The sequence below is a fragment of the Actinobacillus genomosp. 1 genome (assembly GCF_029774175.1).
Lineage (GTDB): Bacteria > Pseudomonadota > Gammaproteobacteria > Enterobacterales > Pasteurellaceae > Actinobacillus.
The window spans coordinates 144,701-157,506 of sequence record NZ_CP103834.1; the positions used below are offsets into that span (position 1 = coordinate 144,701).

The following is a 12,806-nucleotide window of genomic DNA, read 5'->3' on the forward strand; positions in this document are numbered from 1 at the left end:
CCTTAATTTAATTCCACGTGACGAATATCGACAAATCTACCAAACATTGCCGCTGCGGCTGCCATTGCAGGGCTAACTAAGTGGGTACGGCCGTTACGACCTTGTCGGCCTTCAAAGTTACGGTTAGAGGTTGAAGCGCAGCGTTCCCATTCGCCTAAACGGTCATCATTCATACCTAAACACATTGAACAACCCGGATTACGCCATTCTGCACCGGCTTCGATAAAGATTTTATCTAAGCCTTCTTTTTCCGCCTGTTCTTTTACTAAGCCCGAACCCGGTACAACTAGCACACGTTTTACGTTATCTGCTTTTTTACGGCCTTTCATTACTGCCGCCGCCGCACGTAAGTCTTCAATACGAGAATTAGTACAAGATCCGATAAATACTTGATCCACAGGGATATTTTTCATATCGGTGTTAGCCTCTAAACCGATATATGCGAGAGCTTTTTCTGCTGAAGCTTTCGTCACCGGATCCGCCATTTCTTGTGGATTCGGTACTACTTGGTCAATACCGATGACTTGACCCGGGTTAGTTCCCCAAGTTACTTGCGGTGCAATATCTTTCGCTTCCAATACAACGACCGCATCAAAGACCGCATCATCATCCGATTTTAAGGTTTTCCAATATTCAACCGCATCATCCCAATCTTTGCCTTTCGGTGCGTGCGGACGGTCTTTTAAGTAAGCGAAGGTAGTTTCATCCGGTGCGACTAAACCGGCTTTCGCTCCGAATTCAATCGCCATATTACATACCGTCATACGACCTTCCATGGATAAATCACGGATCGCTTCACCGCAGAACTCTACCACATGACCGGTACCGCCCGCCATGGTTGTTTTGCCGATGATCGCTAGTACGATATCTTTTGCGGTAATACCGGGGTTCACTTTGCCGCGTACTTCGATTTTCATACTTTTCGCACGCGCTTGTTTTAAGGTTTGCGTTGCAAGTACGTGTTCCACTTCCGATGTACCGATCCCAAACGCAAGCGCACCGAATGCGCCGTGTGTTGCGGTATGCGAGTCGCCGCATACAATCGTCATTCCCGGTAGAGTTAAGCCTTGCTCCGGCCCCATGACGTGTACGATACCTTGTTGTTTGGTTTGCATATCGAATAACGAAATACCGTTCGCTTCACAGTTTTTCGCTAATTCTAAAACTTGGATTTTCGCCTGACCTTCTAATTTATTCACATCACGTACTTGGGTAGAAATACTGTGATCCATCGTACCGAAAGTTTTACCGATTTGGCGTACTTGGCGACCGGCGACACGTAAACCGTCAAACGCTTGCGGGCTGGTGACTTCGTGAATTAAGTGGCGGTTGATATAAAGAATCGGCGTTTCGCCTGCAGCTTCATATACAACGTGGGCATCAAATAGTTTTTCGTATAATGTTTTTGCCATAATATTGTCCAACGCTGAAAAGATATTGTGAATGCATATAATAGGCGGTGAAATTTGCAAAATTTTTTGTAAAAATGACCGCTTGTGTAATGTTGATAACGAATATAACTGCTAAAAAATATAATGTAAAATGCTATTTTTATAAAAAATTGAGTTTTTTATGCTGTTAAATAAGCTGAATAATGCTTGTTTTTATTTATATCTAGAATATTATTCTGTAATTTTATTGAAGTATAGAGGCTTATCTATAGTTTTCTTTGCTTTATAGCGTGATACCCTAAATGCTATTTTAATGATTTAGTTACATTAAAAGGTAATTCCTATCGTCACAAGGTGATTAAATGATGTTAAAACTTGATATACCTACCGCCCAAACTATTGTGAAGCGCACTATGCAAATTATTCCTAATTCTGTGAATGTTATGGATGAAGAGGGGGTGATTATTGCTTCGGGCGATCCTTCCCGTTTAGGCGAACGCCATACCGGAGCGGTAATTGCATTACGTAATAAACAATCGGTTGAAATTGATGAATATTTGGCAAAACAATGGAATTACGAGGCCAGAGAAGGGCTGAATTTACCGATTTCTTATTTAGGTAACACGGTTGGCGTAATCGGGATTTCCGGCAAACCGAATGAGGTTCGTCAGTATGGCGAACTGGTGAAAATGGCGGCGGAATTAATTGTGGAACAATCCGTTTTATTAGCAAAAGAACGTTGGCAACAACGCTATAAAGAAGAATTTATCCGCCAACTTTTACGAGGTAGTTTAAGTAAAGAGGAAATCACACAGCAAGCGGTCTTTTTCCAGCTGGATTTTTCCAAACCGCTGGTAGCTATTATGATTAAAATGAATCAGCCGGATGCCGAGAAATTACAATTATTGCTCAATCATTTAGAACTTAATTCTAAGCACATTGCTTTAGCGGTAATGGATTTGGATAAATTGGTGCTGTTGAAAACGGAAGATGAGTTTACTCATTTGTGTAAGGATAGAGGACTATTGTCTTTACTGCCGGAACATAACCGCCATCAAGAATATAAAATCGTGGTCGGGGCAAAAGTGACGCATTTTCATCAAGCGGGCTTTTCTTATCAATCCGCATTACATACGTTGTCTTATGCGGAACAATTACGTTTGAAGAAGCAGATATTACTTTTTTCCGATTATAAATTACCCGCTTTATTGGCTGATTTTGCAAAAACATGGCAAAGCGAAGAATTACTTTCGCCGTTTAATACTTTGTTTGCACAAGACGGAAAAGCGGTTTTATTTAAAAGTTTGCAACAATATTTTTTGTCAAATTGTGATCTTGCTCACGCTTCGGAAAAACTGTTTATTCATCCTAATACGTTACGTTATCGCTTAGAAAAAATTGAACAAATAACGTCCTTATCTTTCAATAAGATAGAGGATAAGTTTATTCTTTATTTAGGTGCTTCACTGTTAAAGTAATTTGTATTTTTATCTAAAAATCTGCAGATATTTCGTTTGTTTTTTGTCATTTTTAATAACGACTTTTCCGATAAAATTTAGATAATAAGCACCGTTCGTTGGTTCATCTCTCTTATAGGGGCTTATTATGGTAACAGTAACAGCAATTGGAGCAGTCGTTGCCCTTTCTGTGGCAATCGTTCTTATCTTGAAAAAAGTGCCGCCGGCATACGGTATGTTAATCGGTGCATTAGTCGGCGGTTTAATCGGCGGTGCGGATCTGTCGCAAACCGTGAGTTTAATGATTGGCGGAGCGCAAGGAATTACCACCGCAGTAATGCGTATCTTAGCTGCGGGTGTATTAGCCGGTGTATTAATTGAATCCGGTGCGGCAAGTACTATCGCCGAAACCATCGTGAAAAAATTAGGCGAAACCCGAGCATTGCTTGCGCTAGTACTTTCAACCATGATTTTAACTGCTGTTGGGGTATTCGTGGACGTAGCGGTGATTACCGTTTCACCTATCGCATTAGCGTTAGCGAAACGTGGTAACTTATCAAAACCGGCTATCTTACTCGCGATGATTGGTGGCGGTAAAGCGGGTAACTTAATGTCGCCAAACCCAAATGCGATTGCCGCTTCGGACGCTTTCCACCTACCGCTCACTTCTGTAATGGCGGCAGGTATCATTCCGGCTATTTTCGGTATTATTTTGACCTATTTTTTAGCCAAACGTCTGATCAACAAAGGTTCAAAAGTGGCGGATAGTGAAGTTTCCGCAAATAATCTGCAAAATTTACCCGCTTTCCTACCGGCAATTGCCGCACCGCTTTGTGCGATTATCTTATTAGCATTACGTCCTATTGCGGATATTAAAATTGACCCGCTGATCGCATTACCGCTTGGCGGCTTAGTCGGTGCGTTGGCAATGGGCAAATTAAAACAAGTAAATCAATTTGCCACTTCAGGCTTATTAAAAATGTCACCGGTCGCCGTGATGTTATTAGGTACGGGGGCATTAGCCGGTATTATTGCCAATTCGGGTTTAAAAGATGTGTTAATTGAAGCATTAACCGCTTCAGGCTTACCGTCTTATTTACTTGCACCGATTTCAGGGGCGTTAATGTCGTTAGCAACCGCTTCAACCACAGCAGGTACCGTGGTTGCTTCAAATGTATTTAGTGCAACTTTAATCGAATTAGGTGTAAGTGCATTGGCTGGTGCGGCAATGATTCACGCCGGTGCGACCGTATTTGACCATATGCCGCACGGTTCTTTCTTCCACGCCACCGGTGGTAGCGTCAATATGGAGATGAAAGAACGCTTAAAATTAATTCCGTATGAAACAGCGGTCGGTTTAATTATGACTATTGTTTCAACCTTGGTATTTGGTGTGTTTAAATTATTCTAAGAGGTAAAATATGAAAATTGTTATTGCTCCCGATTCATTTAAAGAAAGTCTTACGGCGCTTGAAGTGGCGCAATCGATCGAAGGCGGTTTCAGACGTATTTTCCCTGATGCGCAATACATTAAAGTGCCGATGGCGGACGGCGGTGAAGGTTCGGTTCAGTCATTAATTGATGCGACTAAAGGTGAATTATTAGAAGTTGAAGTGACTGCGCCGCTCGGTAATAAAGTAACCGGTTTTTTAGGTATTTCGGGCGATAAACAGACCGCTTTTATTGAAATGGCGGCGGCTTCCGGTTTACACCTTGTGCCTTTTGAGCAGCGTAATCCGCTTAAAACTACCAGTTTCGGTACCGGCGAATTAATCAAAAAAGCGTTAGATTTGGGCGTGAAAAAAATTCTGTTAGGTATTGGCGGTAGTGCAACCAATGACGGCGGTGTCGGTATGTTGCAAGCACTCGGTGCTTCTTTCAAAAATGTGGCTGGTGAGGAAATCGGTTTTGGGGGCGAACAGCTACAACAAATCAGCCGAATTTCGTTGGAAAATTTAGATCCTCGTTTACAAAGCGTTGAGTTTGAAGTGGCGTGTGATGTAAACAATCCGCTATGCGGTGAGCGTGGCGCATCGGCTGTATTCGGTCCGCAAAAAGGTGCAACGCCGGAAATGGTACAAACCTTAGATAAGGCATTGGCACATTTTGCGGAAATTGCCTTAGCTCAACAAGGAATTGCGGTTGCGGAGCGTGCCGGAGCCGGTGCGGCAGGCGGTATGGGCGGTGGCTTATTATTGCTGCCGAACGTGCAGCTTAAAGCCGGCGTACAAATCATTATCGAAGCGACTCGTCTGGCGGAGCATATCCGAGATGCGGATTTAGTGATTACCGGCGAGGGGCGTATGGACGCACAAAGTATTGCCGGTAAAACACCGGTCGGTGTGGCAAAAACGGCAAAACAATTTAATGTGCCGGTAATTGCGATTGTCGGTTGCTTACGAGAAGATTACAATGTGGTTTATCAGCACGGCATTGATGCGGTATTCCCGATTATTCGTCAGTTAAATTCACTTGAAGAAACCTTAAAGCAAGGACGAGAAAACTTGGAGTCCAGCGCAGAAAATGTCGCACGTTTAATTAAATTGAAAATGTAGAAATTGGCGGAGGGCTTATGCAACAGAAACAGTTTATTGTGACCGGACATGTGCAAGGTGTCGGTTTTCGATTCTTCACGCTACAAGAGGCGGGGAAAATCGGCATTAAAGGTTATGTGAAAAATCGCCCTGAAGGCTCGGTGGAAGTGGTTGCAATGGGTAGCGAAGCGCAAATGGCAGCTTTCAGAAACTGGTTACAAAAAGGCCCTCCGACATCTGCAGTACGTAATTTAATTGAACAAAGTTATCAAGGCTCGGAACAATTCGAACGCTTTGAAATTCGGCGTTAAGCATAGCCGATTTGGAATCAGACAAGCGGTTAAATTTGCAAAAAATCTTGTAAATTTAACCGCTTGTGATTTATTGCTCTTTGATAAGTTGCAAGACTTTAATAAACAATTTTTTGAATAAGCGAGGAATCGCTTGATTGCCTCGCTGTTTGATTTCAGTTGAAATCGCAATCGCTAAATCCGGCTTTGAAGTATATTGAATCGCTCGTTTGATAATGGTTTTGCTTGGGAATGATTTATGATCTCTCGGTTGCCAGCGTGCAAGGCGTACAAATACTTCCCTTAGTCCTTCGTGATAGAAAAAATGTTCGATATCTTGGCGTGGAATAACAGTTAGATGTTTGCTCGGATGTTCGTCTTCCTGCAACATACTTTCAGCAATATCGGCATATTTTTCGCCCGCTTGATCGCCGTCGGTTAATACATACCACTCAATACCCATCGCCTTAGCGTATTTAATTAACGGACGTAAGCCGCATTGGGCAAATTCTACAATCCGAATCCCTTCCATTTCCAAATTAATATCCAGTAAATTCGCTAATTCCGTCAAAATCCAAACTTCCGTTTCGCCTTCGACTAAAATCCATGCTCGAGAAAATAAAGCTAGGCCTCGATTATAGTGAATATGAAAGGTGAGTTTACGCAGATCTTCTTTACCTAACGAACTGTGTGCAAGCGAATACGCCTCGGTACGATCTTGATAACGCACCAAGCGGCTGATTTCACGTAATGGCACTTGAGAAAGTAATTCCATCGAATTAGTGGTGGTGATACGTTGCACCGGCAGATAAGTGACTAATTCCCAAAAGATCGCAATCATTCGAGGGTGCAAGCGCGCTTCAAGATCTTCAAATAAGATAATCGGCGTTTTAATTTGATTGTGCTTTTGATTCAGCACAAAGAGTGAGGACAGTTGCGTGCGAACTTGTTGTATCAGCTGTTGATCATTACTTTGTTTTAAACGTTGGCAGAGCGACTTGACTTGATTCCATAGTTGGCTGGTGTCTAACATCGAATTCGGATGATGTTGATGAGCATGTGCATTTAAGAAGTAATATCTTAATAATAATGAAAGCGCTCTAAGTTCATTAGCCAACTCATTTTGTGCTAAAGTATCCGATTGAGAGAGTGCCTCTAAATTTGCAAATTTGTTTAAGCGCGCATCACGGAACCGATAGACCGGCGTATGGTTAATGACCGAACGTACCACTTGTTGCAGATTCTCAATTTCTAATCGTACGCCTTGGTTATCTAAAAACTGATATTCCGTTTTAACCCCTTGCTCAGTGAGAGTACCGGTAATTTGCAGATAAACGTGCTGTAATCCGGCATCGTTTAAATGGAAAATATCGTAATAGTGATTTTCTTCATCTTTCCCGAAGGTCTCGTTTTCCTCTTCACAGAAGGTAAAACATAATTCGATCGGCTGTGCTTGTTGATGATCCCTTAAATGAAAATCCTGTTCGCTAAATTGGTATAGTTCGTCTTTAACATTAAAGATATGGCTTAACGCATCCAGTAAACTGGATTTACCCCACGCATTTTCGCCAATCAAGACCATATTCGGTCGTAGTGTCAGAGAAAGGTGATTAATACCGCGAAAACCTGAAATCTCAATTTGTTGTAAATACATTTGCTATTTCTCCGTATTCGGTAGAATTTGGTAGCATGGTTTATATGCTTCTCCGGTCGGCAATTTCATTCGATGTTGAGTAATAAACGTTTGCAATAAGCGGTCGATTTTATCCAATAATTTGCGATCACCTTGTAGTTGGAACGGACCGAATTGTTCGATCAGATCTTGGGTCGCCGGCTTGATATTCCCCGCTACAATCCCGGAAAACGCTCGACGTAAATTTGCCGCAAGCTGTTCGGTCGGCTGATCAAAATGTAAATTCAAATTGGTCATATTATGATGAGTCGGCTCAAACGGATGAGTAAATTCATCGGAAATATGTAAAGACCAGTTAAAGCTATACGAATCGGCAAGCTCCAAACGTTGTTGCTTGATTTCTTTCATTGCTTTCGCCATTTTTTGTGCGACCAATATCGGGTCATCAATGATAATTTCGTACATCTGCTGGGCTTGTTTACCTAAAGTTTCACCGATAAATTGATCGATAGCTGTAAAATAGTCGGCACTTTCTTTCGGTGCGGTAAGGATAACCGGTAGTTTCTGCGCTTTATTCGCCGGATTCAGCTTCACACCTAAAATATAAAGTAGCTCTTCTAATGTACCCGGGCCGCCGGGGAAGATCACAATACCGTGTCCCATACGCACAAATGCTTCCAGGCGTTTTTCGATATCCGGCATAATGATTAATTCGGTTACGATCGGATTCGGCGGCTCGGAGGCAATAATCGACGGCTCGGTAATTCCAATAAAACGACTGTGTTTATAACGTTGATTAGCGTGACCGATGGTAGCTCCTTTCATCGGTGCTTCCATTACGCCGGTGCCGCAGCCAGTGACGATATTAAATTGGCGTAATCCGAGTTCCGTACCGACCGCACGACAATATTGATATTCGGTTTGATTAATCGAGTGTCCGCCCCAGCAAACAATCAGATTCGGATCCGAACCGATTTCCAATGCTTTGGCATTACGTAAAATCGAAAACACAAGATTAGTAATATATTTATTATCCTCTTGCGGTGAAGTGTGTTGCCCGATGTATTGATAAAGCGCATTCACAAACACAATATCGCGTAACACCGCAAATAAATGATATTGAATATTTACGATCATTTTTCCATCAACAAAGGCGGATTTCGGTGGATTATGCAATTCAAGCGATACGCCTTTTTCTTTGGTAAGCAGATTAATGTCGAAGTCGGGATACTGATTAAGAAGAGCGCGGCTGTCATCGGTAATTGCACCTGAATTCAGCACGGCAAGCGAACAGTTTCGATAGAGTGAATAGAGATTGCCTTGCGCGTTTTTGGTGAGTAATTCCATCTCTAAGTGAGATAGTTGGTCAAGGCTACCTTTTGGATTGACGCAATGAACGGTCATAAATTTTCCCTTAAATCCAAATAAAAACATTATCTGAATTTAAGGGAAAAATAGCAAATTTAATTACTTTCTTGTACAAAGCTAAGAGCTTGTTCAACCACTTCAACACCTGCGCCTTGCTTGGTGGCGTTTTCACTTAAATGACGACGCCATTGGCGTGCGCCTTTACAGTTTTGGAATGCGCCTAACATATGGCGAACGATATGGTTTAAATAAACCCCTTTTTTCGTTTGCGTTTCAATATAAGGCAACATTTTTTCCACCGCTTCTCGGGCGGTGACAAGCGGTCGATTTTCACCGAAAATTTGCGAATCTATTTCCCCTAATAGAGACGGATTTTGGTAAGCCTCACGTCCTACCATTACGCCATCGACAAATGCCAAGTGTCGTTTGATTTCCTCGACGGTTTTAATGCCGCCGTTAATCGAAATATTTAAATGCGGAAAATCACGTTTGAGCTGATAAACACGTTCATAATCAAGCGGTGGAATTTCACGATTTTGTTTCGGACTTAAACCGGAAAGCCACGCCTTACGAGCATGAACGATAAAATTATTGCTATACGGTTGTACTTTCTCAATAAAATCGCACAAAAATTCGTAGCTGTCCAAATCATCAATGCCGATACGGTGTTTAACCGTCACCGGAATTTGCACTGCATCTTGCATGGCTTTGATACAGTCGGCAACCAAATCGGCTTTTGCCATTAAACAAGCGCCGAACATCCCGTTTTGTACACGGTCGGAAGGACAGCCGACGTTTAAATTGATTTCCGCATAGCCGCGTTCTTCAACTAATTTGGCGCAATGAGCAAGTTGAGCCGGATCGCTGCCACCGAGCTGTAACGCAGCCGGATTTTCACTCGGATCGTATTCAAGCAGATCGTATTTGGCGTGAATGATCGCCGGCGCGGTGATCATTTCGGTATAAAGTAAAGCGTGTCGGCTAAATTGACGATGGAAGTAGCGACAATGACGAGTAGTCCAATCCAGCATTGGCGCAACGGAAAAACGTCCGCGATAAAATTGATTTTGCATAAGATTATTCATAAATAAAAATAACAAGCGGTGGAATTTAGCCGATTTTTTGTAAATTTTTCGCTAAATTTAACCGCTTGCGTAGAGATAAAAACTTGCTTCATCATACTATAAAACGCTTGCAAATTCACGGCTTTTAAACATTATTAACGATTTGATTATAATTAAGTCGATACAACATCTAGTGTATTTTTATCAGTAAACCACTAGATATGGGCTTGTAAATTAAAAAAACTTTTTTCCTTTATAAATCAAGAAACTAACTAAAAAGACTGTTTGTCAAGACTTGTGATCATAAAAAAATTTGCCTAAAATCCACGCCCATTGCAATTTAAAATAGAGCCAAGGAATTATGTCTAGAAATCTGTTTGAAAAACGCTTGAATATCAAGCCGTATGAATACCCTGAATTATTAGAATTTAAAGATGCTATTCGCCATTCCTATTGGTTACATACAGAGTTTAATTTTACCGGCGATATTCAGAATTACCGTATTGATATTAACGATCACGAACGTCACGTTTTAACGCGTGCAATGTTAGCGATTTCTCAAGTTGAAGTGAACGTAAAACGTTTCTGGGGTGAGTTATACCGTTACTTCCCGAAACCGGAAATGGATGATGTCGGTGGCACATTCGCCGAATCGGAAGTTCGTCATAAAGACGCTTACTCGTTTTTATTAGAAAAATTAGGGCTAAACGAAATGTTTAGCCAAATCCAAGATATTGAACCGTTAATGAACCGTATCCGTTATATGGAATCGTTCATGAAGGATAAAGATGCGGGTAAAGGCGAATTTGTGCTTTCACTTGTTTTATTCTCACTTTTTGTAGAACATATTTCCCTATTCGGTCAGTTCTTAATTATGATGTCGTTCAATAAGCATAAAAACCTTTTTAAAGGGATTTCGAATGCGGTTGAAGCGACTTCAAAAGAAGAAGAGATTCACGGTAAATTCGGTATTGCGTTATACGAAATTTTACGCGAAGAACACAGTGAACTTTTCACACCGGAATTTTTTGAAGATTTAAAAACGTTATCAAGCCAAGCATTTGAGGCGGAATGCGGTATTTTAGATTGGATTTTTGAAGAAGGTGATTTAAGTTTTATTAGCCGTGAAGAAGTCGAAAACTATATTCGCAGCCGTTATAACAACTCGTTAATAACGCTTGGCTTAGAGCCTCCGTACGATGTAAATCCTGAATTACTAAAAGAAACCGAGTGGTTTGATATTGAAATCTTATCGACAAAAGAAACAGATTTCTTTAACAAACGTAGTACTGATTACAGCAAAAAAATGAAGCAGATTACCGCAGATGACTTATTCTAATTCTCGTCCTGATTTTGAATGGCTAAATGAAGACAGCCGTTTATTTTTACAACGTGGTTATTTACTTGAAGGAACAACCGCATTAGATCGTATTCGTTTTATCGCAGAACATGCCGAGCGCAAACTTGGTATTGAAGGCTATGCGGATAAATTTTATCACTATATGGGGCGTGGTTATTTCTCGCTTTCATCACCTATTTGGTCAAACTTCGGTTTAGATCGCGGTTTGCCGATTTCTTGTTTTGGTAGCTATATAGGCGACTCAATCCATGAAATTATGGTGACAACCGCAGAAGTCGGTATGATGAGTAAAATCGGTGGAGGTACTTCAGCGTATTTCGGAGATATTCGTCCGCGCGGTTCGGCAATTAAAAATAACGGTAAATCAGACGGTTCGTTTAATTTTAGTAAATTGTTTGATACGGTAATCGACGTGATTTCTCAAGGTACTTCGCGTAAAGGTCAATTTGCCGGTTATATCGATATTGAACACGGCGATATTGACGAATGGTTAGATATTCATACCGAAGGTAACCCGATTCAATTAATGTACTATGGCGTATGTGTCGGTCATGATTGGTTGGAGTCAATGAAAGCGGGCGACCCGTATAAACGCCAGCTTTGGGCGAAATTGTTACAACGTAAAACCGAAACGGGTATTCCGTATTTATTCTTTAAAGATAACGCGAATGCCGGTCGTCCGGACGTTTATAAAGATAAAAATATGACGGTACACGCTTCCAACTTATGTACCGAAATTATGCTTCCGTCTAGCTCGGATGAAAGTTTCGTTTGTTGTTTATCTTCAATGAACTTACTTTATTTTGATGAGTGGAAAGACACCGATGCACCGGAAGTATTAACTTACTTCTTAGACGTGGTAATGAGCGAGTTTATCGAAAAAAGTAAAGATATGCCGTTCTTAGAACGTGCAAATCGTTTTGCAACTCGTCACCGTGCATTAGGTTTAGGCGTGTTAGGCTGGCATAGCTATTTACAAGCGAATAACATTGCGTTTGATAGCTTCCAAGCGATGCAGAAAAACAGCTTAATCTTTAAAACGTTACAAGAGAAAACCTTAAAAGCGTCGCAAGAGTTAGCGAAACGTTTTGGCGAGCCGGAAATCTTAAAAGGCTACGGTCGTCGTAATACTACGTTAATGAGTATTGCTCCGACTAAATCAAGCAGCTTTATTTTAGGTAGCGTATCGCCGTCGGTTGAACCGTTTAAATCTAACTACTATGTGAAAGATTTAGCGAAAATCAAAACCGTATATAAAAACCCGTTCTTAGAGAAATTACTCCAAGAAAAAGGTTTGGATACGGAAGAAATTTGGGAATCGATTTTACATAATGACGGTTCCGTGCAGCACTTGGAACAATTAACCGACGAAGAAAAAGAAGTATTCAAAACTTTCTCTGAAATCAGTCAGTTAAGCGTGATTCAGCAAGCGGCACAACGTCAGAAATATATCGACCAAGGTCAAAGTATTAATATTATGGTTCATCCGGCAACACCTGCTCGTGACTTAAACCAATTATACTTAACCGCAGAAGAACTCGGTTTAAAATCAATTTATTACCAATACTCAATGAGTGCGGCACAAGTATTTAACCGTAACTTATTAAGCTGTTCTAGTTGTGAAGGTTAATTATACGTATTGAAAAACACCACCGTAAGGTGGTGTTTTTATATCTATGTGCCGTTTCGGATTTATTTATCGAATCGTA

Annotated in this window: 10 protein-coding genes; 6 read left to right on the forward strand and 4 right to left on the reverse strand. The window is 41.2% G+C overall.

Annotated features, from left to right (window positions below; translation table 11 throughout):
* Positions 1 to 2: 2 nt before the first annotated feature.
* Entirely contained in the window at positions 3 to 1,412 is a 1,410-nt protein-coding gene (gene leuC, locus NYR63_RS00720) for a 3-isopropylmalate dehydratase large subunit (protein ID WP_279457707.1), read from the reverse strand.
* A 341-nt stretch (positions 1,413 to 1,753) separates the two neighbouring features.
* Between leuC and NYR63_RS00725 the strand changes: the two genes are divergently transcribed.
* The 4 genes from NYR63_RS00725 (at position 1,754) to NYR63_RS00740 (ending at position 5,693) form a co-directional block, all read left to right on the forward strand.
* Positions 1,754 to 2,869 carry a CdaR family transcriptional regulator gene (locus tag NYR63_RS00725; RefSeq protein ID WP_279457708.1) on the forward strand — a complete coding sequence of 372 codons (1,116 nt, stop codon included), beginning with the start codon at positions 1,754 to 1,756 and terminating at the stop codon, positions 2,867 to 2,869.
* 127 nt (positions 2,870 to 2,996) lie between these two features.
* On the forward strand, positions 2,997 to 4,259 hold the full coding sequence (locus tag NYR63_RS00730) for a GntP family permease (RefSeq protein WP_279457709.1): 1,263 nt from the start codon (positions 2,997 to 2,999) through the stop codon (positions 4,257 to 4,259).
* A gap of 10 nt (positions 4,260 to 4,269) precedes the next feature.
* Positions 4,270 to 5,403, forward strand: a complete 1,134-nt coding sequence (locus NYR63_RS00735; protein ID WP_279457710.1) for a glycerate kinase — start codon at positions 4,270 to 4,272, stop codon at positions 5,401 to 5,403.
* A 17-nt stretch (positions 5,404 to 5,420) separates the two neighbouring features.
* Entirely contained in the window at positions 5,421 to 5,693 is a 273-nt protein-coding gene (locus tag NYR63_RS00740) for an acylphosphatase (RefSeq protein ID WP_039197534.1), read from the forward strand.
* 70 nt (positions 5,694 to 5,763) lie between these two features.
* Here the strand turns inward: NYR63_RS00740 and NYR63_RS00745 are convergent, their stop codons facing one another.
* Genes NYR63_RS00745 through dusA form a run of 3 tightly spaced genes read right to left on the reverse strand, consistent with a single transcriptional unit; the run spans position 5,764 to position 9,746 of the window.
* The gene (locus tag NYR63_RS00745; protein ID WP_279457711.1) at positions 5,764 to 7,326 is read right to left on the reverse strand and encodes a DUF2813 domain-containing protein; all 1,563 of its coding nucleotides are present in this window, start codon (positions 7,324 to 7,326) and stop codon (positions 5,764 to 5,766) included.
* A 3-nt stretch (positions 7,327 to 7,329) separates the two neighbouring features.
* The gene (gene ppnN / locus NYR63_RS00750) at positions 7,330 to 8,709 is read right to left on the reverse strand and encodes a nucleotide 5'-monophosphate nucleosidase PpnN (RefSeq protein ID WP_043990856.1); all 1,380 of its coding nucleotides are present in this window, start codon (positions 8,707 to 8,709) and stop codon (positions 7,330 to 7,332) included.
* Between the two features lie 59 nt (positions 8,710 to 8,768).
* Positions 8,769 to 9,746, reverse strand: coding sequence for a tRNA dihydrouridine(20/20a) synthase DusA (dusA, locus tag NYR63_RS00755; RefSeq protein ID WP_431831763.1), 978 nt, complete (start codon positions 9,744 to 9,746; stop codon positions 8,769 to 8,771).
* Between the two features lie 352 nt (positions 9,747 to 10,098).
* On the opposite strand from dusA, the gene NYR63_RS00760 reads away from it, so the two are divergent.
* Positions 10,099 to 11,076, forward strand: a complete 978-nt coding sequence (locus NYR63_RS00760; protein WP_237592873.1) for a ribonucleotide-diphosphate reductase subunit beta — start codon at positions 10,099 to 10,101, stop codon at positions 11,074 to 11,076.
* Positions 11,063 to 12,727, forward strand: a complete 1,665-nt coding sequence (locus NYR63_RS00765) for a ribonucleoside-diphosphate reductase subunit alpha (RefSeq protein WP_005603350.1) — start codon at positions 11,063 to 11,065, stop codon at positions 12,725 to 12,727. The genes NYR63_RS00760 and NYR63_RS00765 overlap by 14 nt, the downstream gene beginning before the upstream one ends.
* Positions 12,728 to 12,806 lie beyond the last annotated feature (79 nt).

Excerpts from the sequence above, each read along its gene's own strand:
- leuC (WP_279457707.1), bottom strand. The coding sequence starts at position 1,412 with ATGGCAAAAACATTATACGAAAAACTATTTGATGCCCACGTTGTATAT.
- NYR63_RS00725 (WP_279457708.1), top strand. The coding sequence starts at position 1,754 with ATGATGTTAAAACTTGATATACCTACCGCCCAAACTATTGTGAAGCGC.
- NYR63_RS00730 (WP_279457709.1), top strand. The coding sequence starts at position 2,997 with ATGGTAACAGTAACAGCAATTGGAGCAGTCGTTGCCCTTTCTGTGGCA.
- NYR63_RS00735 (WP_279457710.1), top strand. The coding sequence starts at position 4,270 with ATGAAAATTGTTATTGCTCCCGATTCATTTAAAGAAAGTCTTACGGCG.
- NYR63_RS00740 (WP_039197534.1), top strand. The coding sequence starts at position 5,421 with ATGCAACAGAAACAGTTTATTGTGACCGGACATGTGCAAGGTGTCGGT.
- NYR63_RS00745 (WP_279457711.1), bottom strand. The coding sequence starts at position 7,326 with ATGTATTTACAACAAATTGAGATTTCAGGTTTTCGCGGTATTAATCAC.
- ppnN (WP_043990856.1), bottom strand. The coding sequence starts at position 8,709 with ATGACCGTTCATTGCGTCAATCCAAAAGGTAGCCTTGACCAACTATCT.
- dusA (WP_431831763.1), bottom strand. The coding sequence starts at position 9,746 with ATGCAAAATCAATTTTATCGCGGACGTTTTTCCGTTGCGCCAATGCTG.
- NYR63_RS00760 (WP_237592873.1), top strand. The coding sequence starts at position 10,099 with ATGTCTAGAAATCTGTTTGAAAAACGCTTGAATATCAAGCCGTATGAA.
- NYR63_RS00765 (WP_005603350.1), top strand. The coding sequence starts at position 11,063 with ATGACTTATTCTAATTCTCGTCCTGATTTTGAATGGCTAAATGAAGAC.